Origin of the sequence: Novosphingobium sp. ERN07 (genome assembly GCF_012641335.1) — a bacterium.
GTDB lineage: Bacteria > Pseudomonadota > Alphaproteobacteria > Sphingomonadales > Sphingomonadaceae > Novosphingobium.
In genome coordinates, this window is sequence record NZ_JABAID010000004.1 from 284913 (window position 1) to 306067 (window position 21155).

The 21155-nt window shown below is 61.3% G+C and carries 20 protein-coding genes and 1 tRNA gene; 5 read left to right on the forward strand and 16 right to left on the reverse strand.

Annotated features, from left to right (window positions below):
* Positions 1 to 148 precede the first annotated feature (148 nt).
* The 4 genes from HGI47_RS08590 to HGI47_RS08605 form a co-directional block, all read right to left on the reverse strand.
* The gene (locus HGI47_RS08590) at positions 149 to 2173 is read right to left on the reverse strand and encodes an Atxe2 family lasso peptide isopeptidase (RefSeq protein WP_168852322.1); all 2025 of its coding nucleotides are present in this window, start codon (positions 2171 to 2173) and stop codon (positions 149 to 151) included.
* Positions 2167 to 5103, reverse strand: coding sequence for a TonB-dependent receptor (locus tag HGI47_RS08595; RefSeq protein WP_168852323.1), 2937 nt, complete (start codon positions 5101 to 5103; stop codon positions 2167 to 2169). The genes HGI47_RS08590 and HGI47_RS08595 overlap by 7 nt, the downstream gene beginning before the upstream one ends.
* Positions 5104 to 5386: 283 nt before the next feature.
* Entirely contained in the window at positions 5387 to 6349 is a 963-nt protein-coding gene (locus HGI47_RS08600) for a FecR domain-containing protein (RefSeq protein ID WP_168852324.1), read from the reverse strand.
* A gap of 6 nt (positions 6350 to 6355) precedes the next feature.
* Entirely contained in the window at positions 6356 to 7054 is a 699-nt protein-coding gene (locus HGI47_RS08605; RefSeq protein ID WP_168852325.1) for an RNA polymerase sigma factor, read from the reverse strand.
* Between the two features lie 474 nt (positions 7055 to 7528).
* Between HGI47_RS08605 and HGI47_RS08610 the strand changes: the two genes are divergently transcribed.
* A complete protein-coding gene (locus HGI47_RS08610; RefSeq protein WP_156135897.1) occupies positions 7529 to 7735 on the forward strand; it encodes a DUF5818 domain-containing protein in 207 nt (68 codons plus the stop codon).
* A gap of 71 nt (positions 7736 to 7806) precedes the next feature.
* On the opposite strand, the gene HGI47_RS08615 is transcribed toward HGI47_RS08610, so the two are convergent.
* The gene (locus tag HGI47_RS08615) at positions 7807 to 9096 is read right to left on the reverse strand and encodes an integrase arm-type DNA-binding domain-containing protein (RefSeq protein WP_168852326.1); all 1290 of its coding nucleotides are present in this window, start codon (positions 9094 to 9096) and stop codon (positions 7807 to 7809) included.
* A 156-nt stretch (positions 9097 to 9252) separates the two neighbouring features.
* A tRNA-Ser gene (locus HGI47_RS08620) sits at positions 9253 to 9342 on the reverse strand.
* A gap of 177 nt (positions 9343 to 9519) precedes the next feature.
* Here HGI47_RS08620 and hspQ point away from each other — a divergent pair.
* Entirely contained in the window at positions 9520 to 9900 is a 381-nt protein-coding gene (gene hspQ / locus HGI47_RS08625) for a heat shock protein HspQ (RefSeq protein ID WP_168852327.1), read from the forward strand.
* A gap of 63 nt (positions 9901 to 9963) precedes the next feature.
* Here the strand turns inward: hspQ and HGI47_RS08630 are convergent, their stop codons facing one another.
* The gene (locus tag HGI47_RS08630; RefSeq protein ID WP_168852328.1) at positions 9964 to 10842 is read right to left on the reverse strand and encodes an ABC transporter permease; all 879 of its coding nucleotides are present in this window, start codon (positions 10840 to 10842) and stop codon (positions 9964 to 9966) included.
* Positions 10843 to 10964: 122 nt separating this feature from the next.
* Between HGI47_RS08630 and HGI47_RS08635 the strand changes: the two genes are divergently transcribed.
* Together HGI47_RS08635 and HGI47_RS08640 are read left to right on the forward strand one after the other, a co-directional pair.
* Positions 10965 to 11663: a GcrA family cell cycle regulator gene (locus HGI47_RS08635; RefSeq protein WP_168852329.1), complete on the forward strand. Its 699-nt coding sequence runs from the start codon at positions 10965 to 10967 to the stop codon at positions 11661 to 11663.
* Between the two features lie 97 nt (positions 11664 to 11760).
* The gene (locus tag HGI47_RS08640) at positions 11761 to 12927 is read left to right on the forward strand and encodes a diguanylate cyclase (protein WP_240950083.1); all 1167 of its coding nucleotides are present in this window, start codon (positions 11761 to 11763) and stop codon (positions 12925 to 12927) included.
* 25 nt (positions 12928 to 12952) lie between these two features.
* Here the strand turns inward: HGI47_RS08640 and HGI47_RS08645 are convergent, their stop codons facing one another.
* Entirely contained in the window at positions 12953 to 13183 is a 231-nt protein-coding gene (locus HGI47_RS08645) for a hypothetical protein (protein ID WP_168852330.1), read from the reverse strand.
* Positions 13184 to 13206: 23 nt separating this feature from the next.
* Here HGI47_RS08645 and HGI47_RS08650 point away from each other — a divergent pair, with 23 nt between their 5' ends.
* Positions 13207 to 13500 carry a hypothetical protein gene (locus tag HGI47_RS08650; protein ID WP_168852331.1) on the forward strand — a complete coding sequence of 98 codons (294 nt, stop codon included), beginning with the start codon at positions 13207 to 13209 and terminating at the stop codon, positions 13498 to 13500.
* A 32-nt stretch (positions 13501 to 13532) separates the two neighbouring features.
* On the opposite strand, the gene HGI47_RS08655 is transcribed toward HGI47_RS08650, so the two are convergent.
* From HGI47_RS08655 to HGI47_RS08690, 8 genes are all read right to left on the reverse strand, one after another.
* Positions 13533 to 14036, reverse strand: a complete 504-nt coding sequence (locus HGI47_RS08655) for a hypothetical protein (protein WP_206066071.1) — start codon at positions 14034 to 14036, stop codon at positions 13533 to 13535.
* A gap of 117 nt (positions 14037 to 14153) precedes the next feature.
* On the reverse strand, positions 14154 to 15362 hold the full coding sequence (locus tag HGI47_RS08660) for a Vps62-related protein (RefSeq protein WP_168852333.1): 1209 nt from the start codon (positions 15360 to 15362) through the stop codon (positions 14154 to 14156).
* 299 nt (positions 15363 to 15661) lie between these two features.
* Positions 15662 to 17968: a polyribonucleotide nucleotidyltransferase gene (gene pnp, locus HGI47_RS08665; RefSeq protein WP_168852334.1), complete on the reverse strand. Its 2307-nt coding sequence runs from the start codon at positions 17966 to 17968 to the stop codon at positions 15662 to 15664.
* 162 nt (positions 17969 to 18130) lie between these two features.
* On the reverse strand, positions 18131 to 18400 hold the full coding sequence (gene rpsO, locus HGI47_RS08670; RefSeq protein ID WP_168852335.1) for a 30S ribosomal protein S15: 270 nt from the start codon (positions 18398 to 18400) through the stop codon (positions 18131 to 18133).
* Positions 18401 to 18405: 5 nt separating this feature from the next.
* Complete coding sequence (gene truB, locus HGI47_RS08675) at positions 18406 to 19320, reverse strand: tRNA pseudouridine(55) synthase TruB (protein WP_168852336.1); 915 nt, start codon at positions 19318 to 19320, stop codon at positions 18406 to 18408.
* A gap of 1 nt (position 19321) precedes the next feature.
* Entirely contained in the window at positions 19322 to 20029 is a 708-nt protein-coding gene (locus tag HGI47_RS08680) for a site-2 protease family protein (protein ID WP_168852337.1), read from the reverse strand.
* Positions 20026 to 20577, reverse strand: a complete 552-nt coding sequence (locus HGI47_RS08685; RefSeq protein WP_168852338.1) for a GNAT family N-acetyltransferase — start codon at positions 20575 to 20577, stop codon at positions 20026 to 20028. The genes HGI47_RS08680 and HGI47_RS08685 overlap by 4 nt, the downstream gene beginning before the upstream one ends.
* A complete protein-coding gene (locus HGI47_RS08690; RefSeq protein WP_168852339.1) occupies positions 20574 to 21152 on the reverse strand; it encodes a thymidine kinase in 579 nt (192 codons plus the stop codon). Before HGI47_RS08690 ends, HGI47_RS08685 begins: the two co-directional genes overlap by 4 nt.
* Positions 21153 to 21155 lie beyond the last annotated feature (3 nt).

Here is a 21155-nt window from a genome sequence, read left to right on the forward strand (position 1 = left end):
CCGCCAATCCACTTCAGGAAGAACCAGTCCACTTCAGGTAGCAACCTAGATCCAGAACGACCTTCACTGCCTCGCACAGCTGAGAATTGCGCGAAGGAAGGTCGCGTTGCATCCGACAGCCGGTCAGGCGCCGGGCCTCCCCAAACAATCAAGGCTTCATATCCCGCCAGCGTTGCCAGGATGCCGGATCAGCAGGTTTGCCGCCTGCGTCACCCAGCAGCCAGAACCTGAACCAGTCGAAGTTGCGCACGTTGGCCGCGAGTTGGTGACGCGGTTGCCACTTGAGGTGCATTTCAGCGGGGAAAGCCCAGAGTTCGACAGGTTTCCGGGCGCGCTGCAGCCGCGCAAGTAGCTCGACATTGGCGCGATACTCCTGCTCGGGCAATTGCATCAGCAAGGGCACCGAGATGCGGTCGGCATTGAAGGAAGGGGATACGCGCCTCCACCCGGCATGATCCGTGTCGGGATCACCCAGGTCCCAGGCCGATTTGAGCATGGCGGGCACGTCGCGCCCCGCGACGGCATTGAACCAGTAGTAGGTTGGCGTCACCATGACGTTGGCTACCGCTGCGGCCTTCAACAACCTGCTGTGCATGGCGAGCCAGGCCGTGACTTCGCCGCCGAAGCTTACCCCGCCCATGCCGACGCGCGAGGCATCGATCTTGCCCTGCCCGGACAGCTCTGCGATGATCGCCGCAATCCCGCTGGCAGCCACCCTGTAGGCTTCGACGTTGTCTCCGCCGCCCGCCACGCCGGGTTGACGATTGATGCACAAGGCCGCGATTCCCGATGCCGCGAGATCGCGCAAGGGATACTCGTCCCCCGTCCCGCCGCGCAGATACCCCTCGCAGGAATAGTACGTAATGAACAGCGGCACCGGCTCGGTCTGGCCCGGCGGTAAAGCCAGATATCCCGAGTACGTTCGCCCTGCGCGGTCTTGCCAGACCCGCCGGTCGAAGCGGATGACGGGGTTCTCGAGTGGCGCATTGGGCGCGCTGAGGACCTGCTCATGGCGTGCTGCCAGATCAATCGCCACCACGCGCGGCGGCGCGTTGGCCGAGGACGCGACGCAGATGAGCCTCCGGGTCGAAGCCGCGCAGGCCTTGCCGTTGTCTCCGCCGTTGCGTTCGCCCGAACTCTGGAACACCTCCTCGACCTGCCCACTGGCCGGGTTCCATCTTGCCAGTGTGCTGCCACCGTCGCGATTGCGGGTTTCGAAAATCAGGGCATTGTCCGTGCCAGCCCAGACGACTGAGCGCGCCCGGGCGGCTTTGCATTGCACGGCTTCGCAGCGCGCCAGTTCCTGCCCCTCGGCATTGATCACGGCCAAGCGCCACGACAGGCCTTTGGACAGGACAACCGCAATGCCTCTGACATCGCCCGAGGGCTGGCGCAGCGCGACGTACCAGTCCCGCAATCGTTCGAGCGAGCGCGGTCGGGAGGCGTAGTTGCGAGCCTCTTCGGCTGTTGCGTCGCGGATGGTTGCAAGGTCTTGCTCAAGCACCTTGAGTTTGGGCTTGACCGCGGGGATGATGCCGCCCTGCTCGAACCAGGCGCCCTGGAGCCGTCCGCTGGCCCAGCGGCCATCGATGCGATCGCCACGATACAGTGGCCTTTGCGGGTCCACCGACGCATCGATCCGCGTTCCGCTATCGTACTCGGCCTGCTCGGCAGCTTCGATTGCGGCGCGCTCCGGGCCAAACCCGAACAACCAAGCCTTGCCGCCTGCAAGCGGGATCATCTCCCTGACATTGCCCGCCTCGCTGGTAACTTGCGCAGCGCCTGAACCATCGGTCGCCGCCTGCCAGACCTGGACTTGCCCGCCTGCGATCTTGCGGAACAGCACGGTTGTGCCATCGCGCGTCCACAGCGCGCTTGAAGCCAGGGGAAAGCCGTTGAGCCATTCGATTTCCCCGGCATCGGCGATGCGCCTGGCCGGCGCCGAACCGTCAGACGGGGCCACCAGCCATGCGACATCATAGTCATTGCGGTCGACCGAGGCGCGGTACTCGCGCCATAGGGCAAGCGTGCCATCCGGCGATATGGACGGGCTGTCGATCCGCGTGATTTCTATGGCGGGCCGGATCCCGGCCCCGTCCGCAGCCTGCGCTGCAAACGGGACCAGGGCGGCCAGGGCAAGCGACAGCGGGGCTGGATGCCATCGCGTCACCATGACTTGGTCACCTGCACCGCGACAAGTCGTCCGACCGCGCTTGCCTGCTCGGGATCGAAGCCGGCTGCGCTGAAAGGGGTGCGGTTGTTTACATAAGGCGGGTCGCGATCGAACAGGTTCGTGATGCTCAAGGCGAACCGCGTGCCCGCCAAGGCACCGGCGTCATCTCCGAAGCGCTTGGAAAGCGTAAGGTCGACTGTCGTCCAGCTTGCAACCGACTCGACCGGTGCCACCGCCGTGTTGCGATAGCCCGCCATGTGATTGACGAAGGCTGTTGCACCGAAGCCATCCTGTTCGAACCCGACGCGCCCGCGCAGACGATAGCGCACCGGGTTGCCGATCGTCCCCAGGGCCTGCGTGCGCGGAGCAGCCGACGTCAGCTGCTGCGTCAGGTGGAACAGCCAGCTTCCCGATGCACCAAGCGAAAGCGCACCTCTGGCCATCTCGTGGCGATAATTGAGATCAAAATCGATCCCGTCGAGATGGTTGCGCGCCAGGTTGGCGTTGCGCGCATCGATCACGTATCGGATCGAGCCTGCAGCAATGCCGAAGGGATTGCTGAAATCGGGGCTCGCATAGAAGCTTGCCACTTGCGCTGGTGACGGACTGGCCGTGATCAGCGGCTCGTAACGCGACCGCTGGGCCAGGAAAGTGAAGGCATCGACCGCGGGATTGAAGATGCGATCCTTGTAGGAAATGTCGAACCACGTCGCGCTCATCGAAAGCCCCGGGATCGCAGGTGGCCTGAAGTCGACGCCAGCCGTCCAGGTCCGCGCGCGTTCCGGTCCGATCCCGGGATCATTGCCGAACAGGGCAATGACATTGCTGCTGCCCGAGGGCGAGCCGGGGTCTGCAACGGGTATCGGCACGACCTGGCTGAGCCCGGGGCCTTGGCGCACGTCGAAGAAGCCGGGTGCACGAAACGAGGTGCCATAGGACCCTCGCAGCGCAAGGCCTTGCACCGGTTCCCACGTCAGTCCGACCTTGGGATTGGTCGTCGTCCCGAAATCCGAATAGCGCTCGATGCGTCCTGCCACCGACAGGTCGAGCCGATGCACGCCTGCAATGCCTTGGCCAGGACCGACCAGCGGTGCACGAAGTTCGGCAAATCCCGCGATCACGTTACGCGCCAGCGGGTATCCATCGTCGCCACTCGCGACAGGTGCGAGCGTCGTTTCATCCGCAAGGCTGCGCGAGCCGTAGCCTTCCTCGCGATACTCTCCCCCGAATGCCAGTGTCAGCGCTCCCCTTGGAAGCGCCAGGAGCGGCCCGTCGAACTTGAGACCAGCGGTCGTCTGGCGCGACCGAGCACTGGTTAGCGAAGATCCGCGCACATAGTCGATCGTGGCCGCACTGGTGTGAGGGCCATCACCGAATACATTGAAAGCCTTGGCCGGATCAGGATCAGCGAGAGCCTGCGCAAGCCGGGCGCGATTGACGAGATTGTCCCGTAGCAGCTCTTCATGCTGGATGCCGCGATTGCCGTAAGCCTCAGCCCGCCATGCCCCGAAGCGGGCTTCCAGTACGCCCGCGACCGTCCAGTTGGTGACATGCGAACGATTGACGGTGGCCCCGAGGTCGTCCCGGAAATCATAACCGACGCGGATGGGCTGACCCGTTCCGATCGGATCGACATAGAACGGGTTGCTCACGGGCACGGTAACTTGCGATCCGAAGACGATGTAACGCTGGTCAGAGCGACGGTCGGCAGCAAAACCCTGAAGCCGCATCGTCAGCCACGACGACAGGTCCTGTTCAAGCGCGATAAGCCCTGCGTGGCGGCGTGTGCGTGGCAGGATGTCGGTCAGGCGCCGACCGTCGCCAAGATTGCGCACTCCGGCAAGCAGATCGCCTGGTGCAAGCGCCCTGCCATCCTGTCTGGCCGGTATTCCGAAGATTGCGCCGTTGGCTGCAGTGATCGTGCCGGGATTGGCGAAGGCCTGGCGATAGTCAGGGCCCCCAAACCGGGTAAGGTCCTCTGTCGCGTAATCACGGTCCTGGGCCCCGAGGCGGTCGCGCCGGTAGAACTCGTAAGCCGCCATCAGGCTACCGCCGCTCCAGCGCAGACCCGCGAGCTGACTTGCCTGGACCTCGCTAAAGCCGTCGGCCATGCCGACCCGAAACGATGTCTCGGCCCCTTCGTATCCGCGCCGCAAGCGTACGTTGACCACGCCTGCAACAGCATCGGAGCCGTAGATGGCTGACGCACCATCTGCGAGGACCTCGATGCGTTCGATGGCACTGGCCGGTATCAGTGAAATGTCGACGATCGAGCTCGCGGCTCCCAGCGCCAGGCGATTGCCATCGACGAGCGTCAGGGTCGAGGTCGTGCCAAGGCCGCGCAGGTTGATGCTGGCACCCGAACCGATATTGGCGTTGGCATTGTTCCGCTGGGTAAAGCCGAGTGTGCCTTCATTGGGGCCCCCGCCGAAGTTCTGCGGAAGGACCGATACGAGGTCCTGCACGGTGGCCCTGCCGCTTTCCTCGATCGCCTTTCGGTCGATCGCGATCACGGCAGCGCCTGCCGGTGCCGAACCGCGAATGCGCGTGCCGGTCACTACGATATCGTCAGCCGTGCTGTCTGCGGATGCACCACGCGATGGCGTTGACGGTCCTGCTGAGCGGATCGCGTAGCCTTGGCTCGTCGCGATGCCCTGAAGCCCCGAGCCTTCGAGGATCTTACCCAGCGCACCTGCGACCGTGTAGGTCCCCTGCACTGCAGGAGCGGTGCGACCCGCCACCAACTTGTCGTCTGCGACGATAGTCGCACCGGCCTTGGCTGCAAGATCGTGTAGCGATCGGGCCATGGCCTGGGCTGGAAGGTCCAGCGCAAGGGTATCGGCCTCTTGCGCTCCCGCGGGTGCTGCCGCCATGAATGGTGCAGCCAGCATTGCGATGACCATGGCATGCGTTGATGTCTTGAACGTCATGATTGCCTCCCTCGCGTCCATCTCAGGGGACGCGCACCGGTTGGGACGACGTCGCGCGAAAACACCCACCAGAATTCTTATCGGCGGACATCGTCGCGGACGGCCCGCAGCCGGTCAGCCGTTCACCCCGTGATTGTGGAGATCATGCCGAGCCGTCAGCGCGCACGGATCCACCGCCTCCTTTCCTCTGTCCGGAAAGCGAATGAGGTCTCTTGCATCCAGAGGAGCCGCGGGTCGGACGGCACGCGGATCATTCACACGGTCCGCGAGGGGGCAGGAAGCTTCAGGCCGTGTCGATCACCAGCATGCCGGGGCGCTGCGTCACCGTGATTCCGCCCAATGCCTCGAGAATCCTCGCAAAGCCTTCTGGATCGTCGAGGCGGATCGCACCTGCCAGAGTCCTGTTGGCCAGCGCAGGACTTGCGAGGCGAAGTTGAACAGCATTGCGCGCGTTGAGCAGGCTGACCGCCTCTCCCAGGGATATGCGGTCACCGGTCGTCATTGGCGGTTGTGCAGAAGAGTTTTGCTCGGAGCGATGCTCGGCCCCGGATGGCCCCGCTTCGATCATGTGAGCCCCGCGACCGAGGGTGTGCCGAGCGCCATCGGCGTTCTGCACCTGCACTTGGCCATCTACGACTTCGACGCGCAGACCATTTGCGGCGAGCGCAATATCCACAGTGCCTGGTGCACTGTCGATCCTGGTGCCTGCTCCCAAGATCTGCATGGAATCCGTGCCGCGCCGGGCCACACGGATGCGAACGCGACCGGCAACAATCGCAATCTGGCGGCTAGTTGAAGTGATGTCGGTTCGTGCCTTGCTTGTCCCGTTGAGTGTCAGGAAGCTTCCATCGACAAGCTGCCATGTCCGCGTTTCACCTGCGGCCGTGGTGTATGTCCTGGCCTCGACGGTTGTTCCAACGCCGATTAGCGGATGGTCCCCTGAAAACCGCAATGTCAGCAATCCCATGCCAAGCAACAGGCATGCGCCGACTGCGGCAAGCTGTGTGCTGCGTTGCAGGTGCAACGGTGCACGGGTCAGCTTGCGCTGCTGGCCAAGGGGCCTCTGATCCAGGGCAAGGCTATCGCGCCACGCGCGCTCCACTTCTGCATACGCGAGACGATGTCGCAGGTCGCTCGCAAGCCACGCCTCGAAGCCCGGCGCACGCGAATGACCGGCGTTCTCGTTGCGCGCCAGCCACTCTGCCGCTTCATCGCGGATCTTCCCGGGAATGGGCTGTCTCGTCACGAGTGGTCAATCCTCGGCGAGATGCCGCGCCAGGGCCCTGAGCGCCCGGCTCATCTGTTTCTCCACGCCCCGCACGCTCAACCCCGTCTGTTCTGCGATCTCGGCATAGCTATAACCATCGAGCCGACGGGCAAGGAAGATGTTTCGCGTGAGCGGCTTGAGACGGGCGAGTGCCTGCTCAAGCCGTGCAAGGCGATCGCGCGCTTCAAGTTGTGCCTGCAGATCGCATCCCGGATGAATGTCCTCGAACGGCTCGTGGCTGCATTGGTGCTGGCGCAACTCCTGTCTGATCAGGTCCTTGCGCGCGTTGTCTGCCGCAACCCGCACATAGCCGGTAAGGTTCTCGATCTGACGCTGGCGGCTCGTCATCAGGCGCACGAAAACTTGCTGGACGAGATCCTCCGCCAGGGTCATCCCGGTCTTGTGAGCAAGCTTGCGCAGTAGCGAGGGGCGGGAGCGGCGGAACTCGGCCTCGATAGCCGCCAAGTCAGGTGGCAGCGCTTCTGCGGTGTTCTGGCCATGGCTGTCATGACCTGCCTGTGCTGCAAGAATTTTCGTCAATCGCCAAGCCCCAGCCCGCGAGGCATTCCGGCGGTTGGCCGGATCCTGAGAACACGTCTGGAGACATGCGCCTTTGCCTTTGGCCCCGAAGGACTTGGACATGGACAAGGGCGATCCGGCCGCACGCAGCGACAGAAACAGCAAAGATACCAGAGCAAGGTTCTCAGGCCTCGACGCAGCACAATTTCACTACGCAATTGAAAACTATGACGTTGTGGTTTCAAATGCAACGACAAAGCTTTAATGGGATGACATTGGATACGGTAGCGTTGCGCCTCCAGCGGTGTTGCCGTTGGACAAAACCGGCTACAAACTCTTTCGGCAGGGTTGGTGACGGAAGAGCGCGGACGATGTTGTTGACGTTGCCGCAACAGCAATCGCTAGTTTATGGAGGGCCGATAGCGTGACGCCACTTTGACTCGGCGGTCTTGGCGCAATTTCTCTCACCGAAACTTAGGTCAGATCAGCTTGCGACTTTCCATCTGATTCCTGCGTCTTACATTTCACGCCTAAGCCGGATAGATGCCCACAGAGCGTTCGGTATTTACACGTGGACACGGGGGTTTGGTTGGCATGGACGTAGTGCGCAAGCACCCACTCGCGCGCCAGGAGAGTACAGTGACACGACGGCTTCGAGCATCAGGAATTTTGCTAGAGAGTCGTCGTGGTTGGCTGTTGAAGACGGACGATGAAGCCGTCTGGGTCCTCGATCATGAGCACGAACAGGACTTCGCCGCAAATCTCAGGGTAATCGTCGAAGGTCAGATCTTCGGTCTAGATCGCTTGCGCGTCGATTGGATCGGTCCGCAGGAAAAAGTTTGCTGAACCGCAGGCTTACGCTCTCAGAACGGCAATTTAAACAACCCGCAGAAAACGCCATCTAGGTCGCACATTTGTCACCGAGATGAATATGCGAGCAGCTTCGAAGGATGACAAAAATCCTTAATGAGCATTTCTGACCATGCCTCGGCAATCTCTCGTCGCCTGTTCAGATACCCGGCTCGGTTATAAACACTTTCGGAACCGGACACACCGTCCGGCACATGGGCAAGCATGAGATCGATGATATGTCGATCGGCAGGCGTACCGTTCCTCTCTGCCCATTCGTTCATAATGGTCGAGAAGGACGCGCGCCATCCGTGCGGCACGTGGCGGCCTTGGTACCCGCAGCGATTGTAGAAGTAGCTGAGGGTGTTTTCACTCATGGGTTTACGCGCATTCCGGTTGGTCGGAAAAACCAGTGGTCCGTCACCCGAAATAGAATGAGCTGCCTGAAGGACCTCTACCGCTGCTTTTCCGAGAGGAACGATATGATCATATGCCATGTCCCCCTTTAATTCGGTAACCAGCTTCATCCGTGCTGCCGGGACGCGCCAAATTGCGTCCGGGTGAATTGTCTCTGCATCGGACCAGTCAATGCCTTCTAGTTCGGACCAAGGCATGCTGCGGATCATGCCAGGTCTTTGCGCTGTGAGGGCAAGAAAGCGCGATGCTAGCTTCGTGAGTGGCGAGGCAGGCTCCACTTCCGTCTTCCGGATCATATCATGAAGCTCGGCGAGAGTTAAAAAGGCCGGCCGCTTCCGCGATCGTGGCACTGGTTTCAACGCTTTGGCAACAATCGCGGCCGGGTCGCGATTGGAGGCTCCCTCCGCAATCGAGTGAACGAAAACAGCGGACATGCGCTGCCTTACACGATGTGCAGTCTCGATTGCGCCACGCTTCTCAATTTTTCGGAGTACTGCGAGTACAAGCGGTTCGTCGATCTGCGTGACGGGGACATTGCCGAGCCACGGGAACACCTCCTTTTCAAGGCTGGTGATGACATCCTTGGCATGTACTGCTGTCCAGCGCTTCTCCTGCAACCCAAACCACGTTCGCGCCATCGCCTCAAAAGTGTTCGCCGCTGCTGCTACATTTCGAAGAATTTCCTTCTTCGCTTCCAGACCAGGGTCTCTCCCTTCTCTCAGAAGCTTTCTAGCGTCAGCTTTGCGATCTCGCGCTTGGGCTAAAGTGACCTCCGGATAAGGGCCAAAGACCAATCGCCGCTCTTTGCCTGCAAAACGATATTTCAAACGCCAACTTTTGTGGCCAGATTTCGATACAAAAAGGTAGAGCCCTTCCGAATCCGCAAGCTTGTAATCACGGTCTTTGGGCTTCGCGTTGCGAACTGCCATATCGTTGAGCATGGATGCCCCCAATTCTGATTTTCGCTGCCCCCAAAACGCCCCCACTTTTCTTTGGAGGCATACGGAAGCATGAGAACAAACAGGGAACTTTATAGCTTAAAAAGCGCAGAAAATCAACGTTTTCTGAGCATTTACGGAAGCCTGTAGACAGGTGGCTGGCGGAGAGGGTGGGATTCGAACCCACGGTACGGTTGCCCGTACACTGCATTTCGAGTGCAGCGCATTCGACCACTCTGCCACCTCTCCTGGTGCCAATCTGGGAAGCCGCAAGGGCATTCCCGGTCGAGGAAGCGCGCCGTTAGCGCATGATATCCGGCTTGCCAAGAGAAAAGCAGTGTTGTTTTCCACATCCAGCCGCAAGGCTCGCACCTTATCTCGGTGAAGCGCTTGTTTGCGCGGCCTCGCGGCCCTATATCGGCCATTATGGATCGTGCGAGTTTCTTTTCGCCACAGGCTGGCCGCGATATTTCGGCTCCTCCCGTCTCTTCGGCACGCTTTTCGATTGGCGATGTCGTGCGCCATCGCATGTTCGGCTTTCGCGGCGTGGTGTTCGATATCGATCCGGTCTTCGCCAACAGCGAAGAATGGTACGAATCAATCCCCGAAGACGTTCGCCCGCCGCGCGACCAGCCGTTCTACCACCTTCTCGCAGAAAATGACGAAAGCAGCTATGTCGCCTACGTCAGCCAGCAGAACCTGCAGGCCGATGCCGAATCCGGCCCGGTAGACCATCCATCGCTGGACGAACTGTTCGAAGGCTATCGCAACGGGCGCTATCGCCTGCGCCGCAGTCTTTCGCATTGATCTGGCACACTGATCGGACAGACTGATAGCGTGAGGGCCCGGTGCGAGGCCTCACGCCCCAGATCAGTTCTTGAGCTTCCAGCCCGACCGCAGCACCGCGTAGAGCAGGCCTGCCAGCATCACGTTCAACACGCCAAGGCCAATTGCACCATGCAGCACGGCAGTGTTGGTGCTGCCAATGTCGCTCTGCCCCAGAAAGCCGAAGCGGAAGCCCGAAATCACATAGAAGATCGGGTTCATGCGGCTGACGGCCTGAAACGCCGGGGCCAGATTATCGATCACATAGAACGTGCCCGACAGCATCGAAAGCGGCGTGATGACGAAGTTTGTCACCGCCGCGTTATGATCGAACTTTTCCGCCCATACCGATGTCAGCACGCCGATCAGCGCCAGCAGGATTGCGCCCATCAGTCCGAACCAGACCACGGCCCAGGGATGCGCCACAGCCAGCGACACGCCGGGCCACAGCATCATCGCGCCTGCAACCGCCAGCCCTACCAGCACCGCGCGCGTCACCGCCGCACCGACCAGTGCCAACATCAGTTCACCCGTGGAGATCGGCGGCATCAGGTAATCTACGATGGTGCCCTGAATCTTGCCACCCAACATGCTGAAGCTGGAATTGGCGAAGGAATTGTTGATCATCCCCATCGCAATCAGCCCCGGCGCAACGAAGCTGGCGAAGTTTACGCCCAGCACTTCGCGCCCGCCATTGGCCCCGCCGCCCAGCGCCAGCGTGAATATCATCAGATAAAGCAGCGTCGTTACCGCCGGTGCCCAGATCGTCTGGGTCTGCACCTTGAAGAAACGGCGCACCTCCTTCATATAGAGGGTCCATAGCCCCAGCCTGTTGAAGCCACGGAAAACCGGTTGTCCCGGCGGGGTGAAGGTTCCGGTGCTGCGGCTAACTGCCCCATCGCGGGGTAACGGTTGATCGACCATGCTTGTGGCGGTATCGCGCCAGAGCAGCTAAGGCAAGGTCGGCCAAAGCGCGGGTCCATCAGGGCCACATGATTTTTGAAAAAGGTCGCGCATCTCGCGGCTGTGAAGGACAGGTTTGAAGCATGAGCTGGACCGACGAGCGGATCGAAAAGCTGACCAAGATGTGGGAGGGTGGCTCCACAGCCAGCCAGATCGCAGAAGAGCTTGGCGGGGTGAGCCGCAACGCGGTGATCGGGAAGGCGCATCGCCTCGGCCTGAAAGCGCGCCCCTCCCCGGTAAAGGCCAACGAAAAGAGCGAAGCTGCTCCGGCTGCGCCAAAGCCCCCCAAACCCGCTGCGCCGCCGCCCGTGGCAGCCGAACCAAAGATCGCCGCGCCGCGCCCCGCGCCGGTTGCACCGCCGCCCGCGCCGCGCGCCGCAGCGCCCGCACCGGCACCTGCCCCCGAAGCCAAGGCTGCCGCCGATGCGCCTGCCGCTCCGGCACAGCCGCGCATCGTTTCGGTCGGCCCCGGTGGCTTTCTCCGTCAGGGTCCGGGTGATCAACAGGCGCCGATTCCGCCTGCGCCCCCGCGCCGCTTGGTGCCCGCGCGCCCCAGCCCCGATATTGCCGACAAGACCAGCCTGCTCGATCTTTCTGATCGCATCTGCCGCTGGCCGATGGGGCATCCGGGCGAACCGGATTTCCACTTCTGCGGCGAAAAGGTGAACCCGGGTTTCCCTTATTGCGTGGAACATTGCGGCAGGGCTTATCAGGCGCAACTCCCGCGTGGACATCGCCGCCCTCCTCCGCCGATGCCATTTGGTGGACCGCGCGTGCGTTGAATCACCCACTGCGTCAGGTATAGGCAACAACCCCTAACCTGGACTTTTAACAACGCCGCGTGGTTAATGCCACGCGGCGTTGGTCGTTCTACGGGCTATGACACACGATCCTTCCGCGCGCGGATCCCGGTCCCGCCTGCTCAAATGGCTCGGCATTTCCGGCGAGGATGATGCCGCAGAGGACGCTCCCACCGCCGAGATCGCCAATTTCCGCGATCCCAGCGCGCGCGAGATCTGGCTGCCAGCCAAGCGCCGCCTGCTGGGCAAAGTGGCGGATTTCCTGATCGATCATGATCTGGAGGTCATGCCGTGGACGCTCGAAATCGCTTATGATTGCGTCACCGGAGCGAATCCCCGCCTTGCGCAAATGATCCTCGAACGCACCGAACAGGGCAAAGCCGTTACCCTGCAATGGCTGGAACAGGTCATGCGTGAGGAAAAGGGCGATGGCACCGCCGAACAGCTCGTCGCGCTGATGTCGCGGCTTGAGGAAAGCCTCGACGACTTTACCCGCACCACCAGCAGCGCCCGCACCGCCACCAGCGAATATGGCGCCGCGCTGCAGCAGCATGTCGACGATCTGGAACAGGTCAGTCGCGCAGGCGTGGTTATCACCGAACTGGCCGCCTTGGCCAAGGCGATGATGCACCGCACGCGCGAGATCGAACACAACCTCAACGAATCCGAAGAACGCGCCATGGCGCTCCAGAACAGCCTGGATGAAGCGCGCCGTGTTGCGGACGAGGACCACCTTACCGGTCTGCCCAATCGTCGCGCGTTCGAAAGCCTGCTGGAAAAGGAACTGGCGCTTGCGGGCGCATCCGGCGAAGCACTAAGCGTTGCTTTCGTCGATATCGATCATTTCAAGCGCATCAACGACACCCACGGCCACGCGGCGGGGGATCGGGTGCTGAAGGTTGTGGCCGAAACGCTCAGCCGCATTTCCGATGCGCGCTGCCACGTTGCGCGCCACGGCGGAGAGGAGTTCGCCATCCTGTTCCGCACGCTCTCCCCGCAAAAGGCGTGGGACCGGCTCGATCACGCGCGCGAAGAACTGGCCGAACGCCGCCTCGTCAACCGCGCCACCGACATGCCATTCGGGCGGATCACCTTCTCTGGCGGCATTGCCGATGTCTTTGCCTATGCAAACAAGGGCGATGCCCTGCGAGCTGCCGATGACGCGCTTTATGCCGCGAAGCAGGCCGGGCGAAACCAGATACTGCTGGCCGGAGCAGAGCCGCCACCCTTAAGGGATGCGGCCTGATACCAACCAGCGTGCAACCCGGCGCTCAGCCGTACTGGGAATTCTGTGCCCGCTGGAAGGCGTAGCGGGCCACCTTGCCGGTAATGATGCTGGCGCGCAGGATCACGCGCATCTCGTCCGCCCCTTCCTCACGGGTACAGACCAGCCGCGCCCCGCCCGATGGCAGCGCTTCCAAGGCGCTGATCGAAACGCCTGCCGCTTCGCAGCGCGTGCGGACGGTGGCTTCGGGAAGACTCAGGTTCATCGCGCGGCTCATGCTCGGTCCTCCGTAGGAAAAAAATGATGGTGCGCACTGGCATGGGCCGTCCGCGCCCACCCAGCAGCAGCGGCAGCGCCGCGTTTTTGCTGGAAGCGCGTGATCCGGCGGGCGCAGTCGCTCGCCATAACAAGGCTGCGGGTGCGCTGGCTTCCGGCGGGCGTCAAGGCCGCGCGCATGATCAATCGTTGATGGCGGGAATAGAGATCGTTGAGGTCCACAAGCGGCTCCCACTGCGTAAGCGGGAGCGCACTGGTCTCTCAGCCGGGGATGCCTACAATGGTCGTTCCGCCGATGGGCTAGCCTTGCACCCATAAACCCTGAAAGGCAAAGGGAAATCGCTCTGGCCCTATACGGCAAGCTCTAGTTCTATCCACGGCGCGATCAGGATCAGGTTGCGTGCCCAGTTCTCGTACCGCCACGGGATCACTTCGCTATCGAAGAAGGGTTGCCGCTCACCATTGCGATCATAAAGGCTCACCGCATCGCTGTCCTCGTCACGGCGCTGGATGCGGATGCGCGCAATATCCGCAAGCGCAATCGCGCCATGATCACCCGGCCAACCGCGCGAGCGGCCTTGCCACCATTCCAGCGTGCCCGCGGCAAGATCTATCCGGCTGCCCCGGCGCGGATTGGCGAGCAATTGCCCTGCCCCACCGGCCAGCACCACTGCGCCCATCACGCCTGCCACCGGCACCAGCCACGGCGCACATTCGCCATCCGCGCTGCAATTGTCTTGTGGCCGCACCGCCTGCGAAGCGAACAGGAACACCGCCCCCACCAGCGCCATCAGCCACCAGCGCACATCACGCCGCGCACTGGCTTCAAAGGTCACGACCGTATCAGAGGGCATATCCTGGGCGCTTGGCATTCCTGCACCTTCGCAGGAAATCGTCACCAGTTGGCAAACGCGCAACCGCTGCAAAGTGCCAGAGGCCCCGGAAAGCCCGGAGCCTCTGGCCATCATGCGTCAGCCCGCCATTGCCAAGGCCTTGGACACGCCGGGCGCGACCGGCGGATATTGGTCATGCGCAACGCTGTCGACGTCGAACGTCAGTTCCCTGCCGATGACCGCGCCATCTGCCCGGATCACACGGAACTTGTAGGTGGCCGTCCACAGGCCCGCCGCAACACCAGCGGGCGTGCTCAATGAACGAGTCACGGTCGCGCTTTGCAGATTGGCCGTGCTTGAAGAGGTAGTGTAGGTGAACTGGTAGTTGAGTTCGACCTTGTACTTGGTGATCGCGCCGGTTTCCCATCCCAGCTTGATCCCCACGCTGTGCGCGAAGGCTTCCGATTCCGTCGTCGTCACGCCCACGGTCGTCGCCTTCGATGTGGTTTGCGGGGCGCTGGTGGTGTTGTCATCAAACAGCACAAGGCTCCAGCCGACCCAGCGTTCGATGGTGCAGAACGGATTGGCGATCTTGTCCAGGCTTGGACGATCGGTGCGATCAAACAGAGCCGTAAACGGCAAGACTACGCTGCGATCACGAACCGGAGGGGTGTGATCGGTCGGCGGTGTGCGCCCTTCAAGCGAAGGCCGGACAGGCGCCGCACCCACTTCCGCCGTGATGGGAACCTGCACCACCATCGCAAGGCCCATATTCGGCGCGACGTCATAGCTGGGCACGCCGATGAATGTATCGGGCGCAAACACGCCCATCTGCGGATCGCGCGAAGGATCGCCCACTTCCACAGGCCAGGCCGCAACATCGTGATCCCCGCCCGAACCCGCGTCCTGCCAGGCCTTATCACCTGCGAAAACGCCATTGGTCACCAGATCGGCGCGGACGCACCACACATCACCAAGGCTTGGCTTGTCATGGTTCGAAGTGGCGACATCGCCCAGCGCCAGATAGCCGTTCGGCGCGATAGGCCGCCAAACCGAACCATCCCAATCCGCGCCAGACCCGGAATCATCCCAGACCCATGCGTAGTCGACCGGTGCCGCCACCGCATTGCTGCCGGGTGCATTGGCAAACAGCATCGAGGCACGATTGTTGTTCACATCGTTGTAGTTTCCGACGCAAATGCTGCCGAGAGGGCGATAATCCCCTTCGCCGCGCGGATGCCAGAACGTTCCGTCCATTCTGGCACCGCTGCCACTATCGGGATAGCGCATGTCATACTGCGATGTCAGCGTAATCATCAAATCGCCGTACTGCTTACTGACGTTCATATCGATATCCTCACGAGATATATTGGGATCGCAGAATAAATGTCATATTATTTAAATAACAGTCATCCCGCAAAGCCAATACTATGACTATAACGTCACCCCAAAAATCGCAGAATCATCCAATTAAACACCAATTCGAAACTTATTTTTATTTTTTTGTGATTATTCTAATATTTACTTAGATATCCCATTAAAAATTATCGCCATATTGGACGATCCCCCGATGATGATCGAAATTTCATACGAAAAAGGCCCCGCCTTTCGGCGGGGCCTCGTTCATTCCACAGCTTTGGTTCTGCTCAGTCGTCAGACTTGAGGAAAGCCGGCATGTGATCCGGGGCCGGACCATCGTCACGGTCGCGACGCGGACCACGGTCACCACCTTCACGGCGGGGGCCACGATCACCACGGCCGCCGCCACGGTCATTGCGCGGACCACGGCGGTCACCGCGATCGCCACGGTCAGGGCGGTCACCACGCGGTTCGCGCGGCGGACGGGTGTCTTCCAGTTCGGCACCGGTTTCCTGATCAACGACACGCATTGACAGGCGCACCTTGCCGCGCTGGTCGATTTCCAGAACCTTGACGTAAACGTCCTGGCCTTCCTTCACCACGTCGGTGGGCTTTTCCACGCGCTCGTTCTTCATTTCGGAGACGTGGACCAGACCGTCCTTGCCGCCCATGAAGTTCACGAAAGCGCCGAAATCAACGATGTTGACGACCTTGCCCTTGTAGATCTTGCCGACCTCGGCTTCCTCGACAATGCCGAGGATCCACTGGCGAGCGGCTTCGATCTGGGTCAGGTCGGAAGACGAGATCTTGATCAGACCTTCGTCGTCGATGTCCACCTTCGCGCCGGTGGTGGCCACGATTTCGCGGATCACCTTGCCGCCGGTGCCGATGATGTCGCGAATCTTCGACTTGTCGATCTGCAGCGTTTCGATGCGCGGTGCGTGTGCCGAAAGCTCGGTACGTGCTTCGCCCAGCGCCTTGGTCATTTCGCCGAGGATGTGCGCACGGCCTTCCGACGCCTGCCGCAGGGCAACTTCGAAGATTTCGCGCGTGATGCCTGCAACCTTGATGTCCATCTGCATCGTGGTGATGCCTTCGGACGTGCCGGCAACCTTGAAGTCCATGTCGCCAAGATGATCTTCATCGCCCAAGATATCCGACAGGACCGCAAATTCCTTGCCCTCAAGGATCAGGCCCATCGCAATGCCCGAAACCGGACGCTTCACCGGAACGCCAGCATCCATCATCGAGAGGCAGCCGCCGCAGACGGTCGCCATCGAGGACGAGCCATTCGATTCGGTGATGTCCGACAGAACGCGGATCGTATAGGGGAACTCGTCCTTGGTCGGCAGCACGGGGTGCAGCGCGCGCCATGCCAGCTTGCCGTGGCCCACTTCGCGGCGGCCCGGCGCGCCGAAACGGCCAACTTCGCCAACCGAATAGGGCGGGAAGTTGTAGTGCAGCATGAAGTTTTCATACCGCAGACCTTCCAGCCCGTCGATCATCTGCTCGGCGTCCTTGGTGCCCAGCGTGGTGGTGCAGATTGCCTGCGTTTCACCGCGCGTAAACAGCGAAGAACCGTGCGTACGCGGCAGGAAGCCCACCATCGCTTCGATCGGGCGCACCTGCGTGGTCGTACGACCGTCGATACGGGTGCCATCCTTCAGGATCGCGCCACGAACGATGTCGGCTTCCACCTTCTTCATCGTCTTCATGGCGACCATCTGGGTCTGCGCGCCTTCATCGGCGAACGCAGCCTTGGCCTTGGCGCGGGCTTCGTTCAGCGCGTTGGAGCGCGCCGACTTGTCGGTCAGCTTATAGGCTGCGGCAACATCCTTGCCGACCAGCGTCTTGAGCTTCTTCTTGATGTCGGCGGTGTTGTCCGTCAGGTCGATATCCCACGGATCCTTCGCGGCCTTTTCAGCCAGTTCGATGATACCGCCGATGACCTTGCGGATTTCGTCGTGCGCAAACAGCACCGCGCCGAGCATTTCGTCTTCGCTCAGTTCCTTGGCTTCCGATTCCACCATCATCACGGCGGTGTCGGTTGCAGCAACGACCAAATCGAGGCGACCATCGGCCAGCGCCACGTCCTGCTTCGGGTTCAGCACATATTCGCCATCGATGAAGCCGACGCGCGCAGCACCGATCGGGCCCATGAACGGAACGCCCGAAATGGTCAGCGCAGCCGATGCGGCGATCATCGCAACGATATCGGGTTCGGTTTCGCCGTCATAGCTCAGAACCTGAGCGATAACGTTGATTTCGTTGTAGAAACCTTCAGGGAACAGTGGGCGGACCGGACGGTCGATCAGGCGGGAAACCAGCGTTTCCTTTTCCGTCGCGCCGCGCTCACGCTTGAAGAAGCCACCGGGGATACGGCCGGCTGCGGAATACTTTTCCTGATAGTGGACGGTCAGCGGGAAGAAGTCCTGCCCTTCCTTGACCGACTTGGCGGCGGTAACCGCGCACAGGACAACAGTTTCGCCATAGGTGGCGATGACCGCGCCGTCAGCCTGACGGGCAACGCGGCCGGTTTCGAGGGTGAGGGTCTTTCCGCCCCACTCCAGCGATACGGTTTTGACGTCGAACATTTTACATCCTTCAGCCCGCGCGCCCTATTGCGAGCGGGGTTTGCTGCCGGGGATTCCGTCCCGGTCCGGTGTGGGGCCGCTTGTCGTGCCCCAAAGGCGGTTCGCCGGATTGCGAACATGCCTGAAAGCAAAAGCGGCCCGCTAAGGGGCCGCTCCGCATGATTACTTACGAAGACCGAGCTTCTGGATCAGGTCGTTATAACGGCCGACATCCTTCTTCTTCAGGTAGTCAAGCAGCGAACGACGCTTGTTGACCATCATCAGCAGACCGCGACGCGAGTGGTTGTCCTTGTGGTTGGACTTGAAGTGCTCGGTCAGGGTCACGATGCGGCTGGTCAGGATCGCAACCTGGACTTCCGGCGAGCCGGTGTCACCTTCGGCACGAGCGTGCGCTGCAATGACTTCCTGCTTCTTTTCAGCGGTAATCGACATATCTTCTACTCCGCGACATCCGGTAAGTTGAACCCCCGCGAGACTTTCAGGCTTCCGCCCGATAACTCCACCAGCGCGACCGGCACTGTGCCAGCCTTCGCCCAGTAAAGCCCGTCATCGAAGGGCAATCCTGCCAGAACGCGGCCCTGACGGACCGCCCTTGCCTGCTCAGGATCGAGGGAGAGAGCCAGGATGTCGACCAGCCCTGCCTCCAGCGGCAAGAGTATGTGTTCAAGGGGCGCGCCTTTACCCACATCGTTCAGTTTGTCCAGCGAAATCGCTTGGGCAATCGCGAACGGCCCGGCCTTCAGGCGGCGCAGCATCGTGACATGGCCGACCGTGCCGAGCGCGCGCGCAACATCGCGCGCCAGACTGCGAATGTAGGTGCCTTTGGATACATGGGCGGTCAGCGTCGCAGATTCAACCGCCGCTTCGCTGCCGGTGAAGGCATCAAGCGTCAGCTCGTTGATCGTCACCGTGCGTGATGGCAGGTCAACCACCTCTCCGGCGCGGGCCAGATCATAGGCGCGCTGGCCGTTCACCATCAGCGCGGAGTAGGCCGGAGGCACTTGTTCTGAAGTGCACCTAAATGCACCTAAAGCGTCCTTAAGCGCCTCAAGTGCGGGGCGGACGTCACTTGTGGCGACGATTTTGCCCTCAAGATCAAGGGTATCCGTCTCGCTTCCGAAGGTCACCGTGAAGGCATAGATCTTGTCGGAATCCAACATCCGCCCACACAACTTCGTCGCTTCTCCAACAGCAATTGGCAGCACGCCAGTCGCCAACGGATCGAGCGTGCCGCCGTGGCCGACCTTGCATTTGCCAAAGCCCGCCTGCCTCAGGTTGCGCTTCACCGCCGCAACCCCTTGCGTTGACCCCATTTCCAGCGGTTTATCGAGGATTATCCAGCCGTCGACCACCTTACTGTGGCTCCGGCCCGGCGATCAGGCCAGCAAGCCCCGCCAGATGCTCACCCAGCCATTGCACGGGTGGCCCGATCAGGCGTTCAACCAGCCGCAGTTCGGGCATAAAATACGGAAGAATAACCAGAAATCCGAACACGATTATCAACCCGAACGGCTCCATCCGCGCATATCCGCGCGCCAGTGGTGCCGGAAGAATGCCCATCACGATCCGCGATCCATCAAAAGGCGGGATCGGCAGCAGATTGAACGCCCCCAGAAAAAGGTTCACGATCAAGAAGTTGCGCAGGTTGTCTGCAAAGAACAGGACGCCCAGCCCCGGCTCTGCCGCAAAGTCCGTCGCCCGCACGAGCAGCCCCAGCGCAATTGCTGCAAAGGCCGCCAAAATAAAGTTCGTCACCGGTCCCGCAGCGGCCACCGCCACCATTCCCCAGCGCGGATTGCGCAAGCGGTTGAAGTCCACCGGCACCGGCTTTGCCCAACCGAAGACTGGCGCACCGGAAAGTTTGAGCAAGCCCGGTAGAATGATCGTTCCGAACGGATCGACGTGACGCAAGGGGTTGAGACTCAAACGCTTTTGCTCTGCCGCTGTGGGATCACCCAGCGCGCGCGCGACCCAGCCATGCGCGACTTCATGGAACACAATCGCAAGGATCATCGGGATCGCGATGGTTGCGATCTGCCAGAAAATTCCTTCGGGATTCATGATGCTGTGCCCCGCCAACCGTCACGTAGGATCGAGAACAGCACGGTATCACGCACGCGGCCGGTCCATGTCCGCCGCTCATGGCGCATCACGCCTTCCTCAATCCCACCAATCTTGCGCACCGCTGCCTGGCTGCGCAGGTTCAGCGCATCGACCTTGAACGCCACGCGCGCCAGCCCGCAAGCAAAAGCATGGTTCAACATCAAGGACTTGAGGCGTGTATTGAAACCCGTTCCGCGCATGGCGGGCACGATGTAGCTGTTGCCGATCTCAATCGACCAACCGGGCGCCCCATGTTCGATCCACGCCGTCATCCCGACCAGCACCTTGCCGTCGAACACCGCGTAAGGGCGGCGCTGCGGCGCGCTGGCCAGCAGGCTATCGAACTGCGGATCGAACGCTTCGCCCCAGTAGCTGAAAGGATAAAGCTGCCAGATTTCAGCGTCTTGTTCACAGGCCCCGCGCAAAGCTTCGCGATGCTCCTCGCGCAGCAAGACCAGCCGCAACTCACCATCGGCCAGCGGCACGTAGAGGCCATCGTCGATCATGGCTGCATCGCCTCGGAAAAATGCTTGCGGCACAGCGCGACATAGCGGTCGTTCCCACCGATTTCGGTCTGCGCGCCTGCCCGCACCGCTGCGCCGCTTTCATCCACGCGCAGGTTCATCGTCGCCTTGCGGCCGCAATGGCAGACAGCTTTCAGTTCTACCAGTGAGTCTGCGATGCCCAAAAGGGCTGCAGCACCTTCGAACAATTCGCCTTGGAAGTCCGTCCTAAGCCCATAGCACAGCACGGGAATCCCGGCTTCATCGGCAATTCGTGCCAGTTGCCAAACCTGCGGTTTCAAAAGGAATTGCGCCTCATCCACCAGCACACAAGAGAGAGGATGCACCGCATGGGCCGCGCTGATCCGGCCCCACAGATCGGTGCCCGCTTCAAAACGCTGGGCATCGGCGTGCAGCCCGATCCGGCTTTCAATCGCGCGATGGCCACCGCGATCATCCAGCGCAGCAGTCCACAGCATCGTTGCCATGCCGCGTTCGCGGTAGTTGAAATCCGCCTGCAGCAGGTTGGTGGATTTGCCCGCGTTCATGCTGGCATAGTAGAAATAAAGCTTGGCCATCGG

What these genes read in the sequence shown, in the direction of transcription:
- HGI47_RS08690 (WP_168852339.1), bottom strand. Translation starts at nt 21,152, where the DNA reads ATGGCCAAGCTTTATTTCTACTATGCCAGCATGAACGCGGGCAAATCC.
- HGI47_RS08640 (WP_240950083.1), top strand. Translation starts at nt 11,761, where the DNA reads ATGACACACGATCCTTCCGCGCGCGGATCCCGGTCCCGCCTGCTCAAA.
- HGI47_RS08630 (WP_168852328.1), bottom strand. Translation starts at nt 10,842, where the DNA reads ATGGTCGATCAACCGTTACCCCGCGATGGGGCAGTTAGCCGCAGCACC.
- HGI47_RS08635 (WP_168852329.1), top strand. Translation starts at nt 10,965, where the DNA reads ATGAGCTGGACCGACGAGCGGATCGAAAAGCTGACCAAGATGTGGGAG.
- pnp (WP_168852334.1), bottom strand. Translation starts at nt 17,968, where the DNA reads ATGTTCGACGTCAAAACCGTATCGCTGGAGTGGGGCGGAAAGACCCTC.
- hspQ (WP_168852327.1), top strand. Translation starts at nt 9,520, where the DNA reads ATGGATCGTGCGAGTTTCTTTTCGCCACAGGCTGGCCGCGATATTTCG.
- HGI47_RS08590 (WP_168852322.1), bottom strand. Translation starts at nt 2,173, where the DNA reads ATGGTGACGCGATGGCATCCAGCCCCGCTGTCGCTTGCCCTGGCCGCC.
- HGI47_RS08685 (WP_168852338.1), bottom strand. Translation starts at nt 20,577, where the DNA reads ATGATCGACGATGGCCTCTACGTGCCGCTGGCCGATGGTGAGTTGCGG.
- HGI47_RS08645 (WP_168852330.1), bottom strand. Translation starts at nt 13,183, where the DNA reads ATGAGCCGCGCGATGAACCTGAGTCTTCCCGAAGCCACCGTCCGCACG.
- HGI47_RS08655 (WP_206066071.1), bottom strand. Translation starts at nt 14,036, where the DNA reads ATGCCCTCTGATACGGTCGTGACCTTTGAAGCCAGTGCGCGGCGTGAT.
- rpsO (WP_168852335.1), bottom strand. Translation starts at nt 18,400, where the DNA reads ATGTCGATTACCGCTGAAAAGAAGCAGGAAGTCATTGCAGCGCACGCT.
- HGI47_RS08615 (WP_168852326.1), bottom strand. Translation starts at nt 9,096, where the DNA reads ATGCTCAACGATATGGCAGTTCGCAACGCGAAGCCCAAAGACCGTGAT.
- HGI47_RS08680 (WP_168852337.1), bottom strand. Translation starts at nt 20,029, where the DNA reads ATGAATCCCGAAGGAATTTTCTGGCAGATCGCAACCATCGCGATCCCG.
- HGI47_RS08660 (WP_168852333.1), bottom strand. Translation starts at nt 15,362, where the DNA reads ATGAACGTCAGTAAGCAGTACGGCGATTTGATGATTACGCTGACATCG.
- HGI47_RS08650 (WP_168852331.1), top strand. Translation starts at nt 13,207, where the DNA reads ATGATGGTGCGCACTGGCATGGGCCGTCCGCGCCCACCCAGCAGCAGC.
- HGI47_RS08595 (WP_168852323.1), bottom strand. Translation starts at nt 5,103, where the DNA reads ATGACGTTCAAGACATCAACGCATGCCATGGTCATCGCAATGCTGGCT.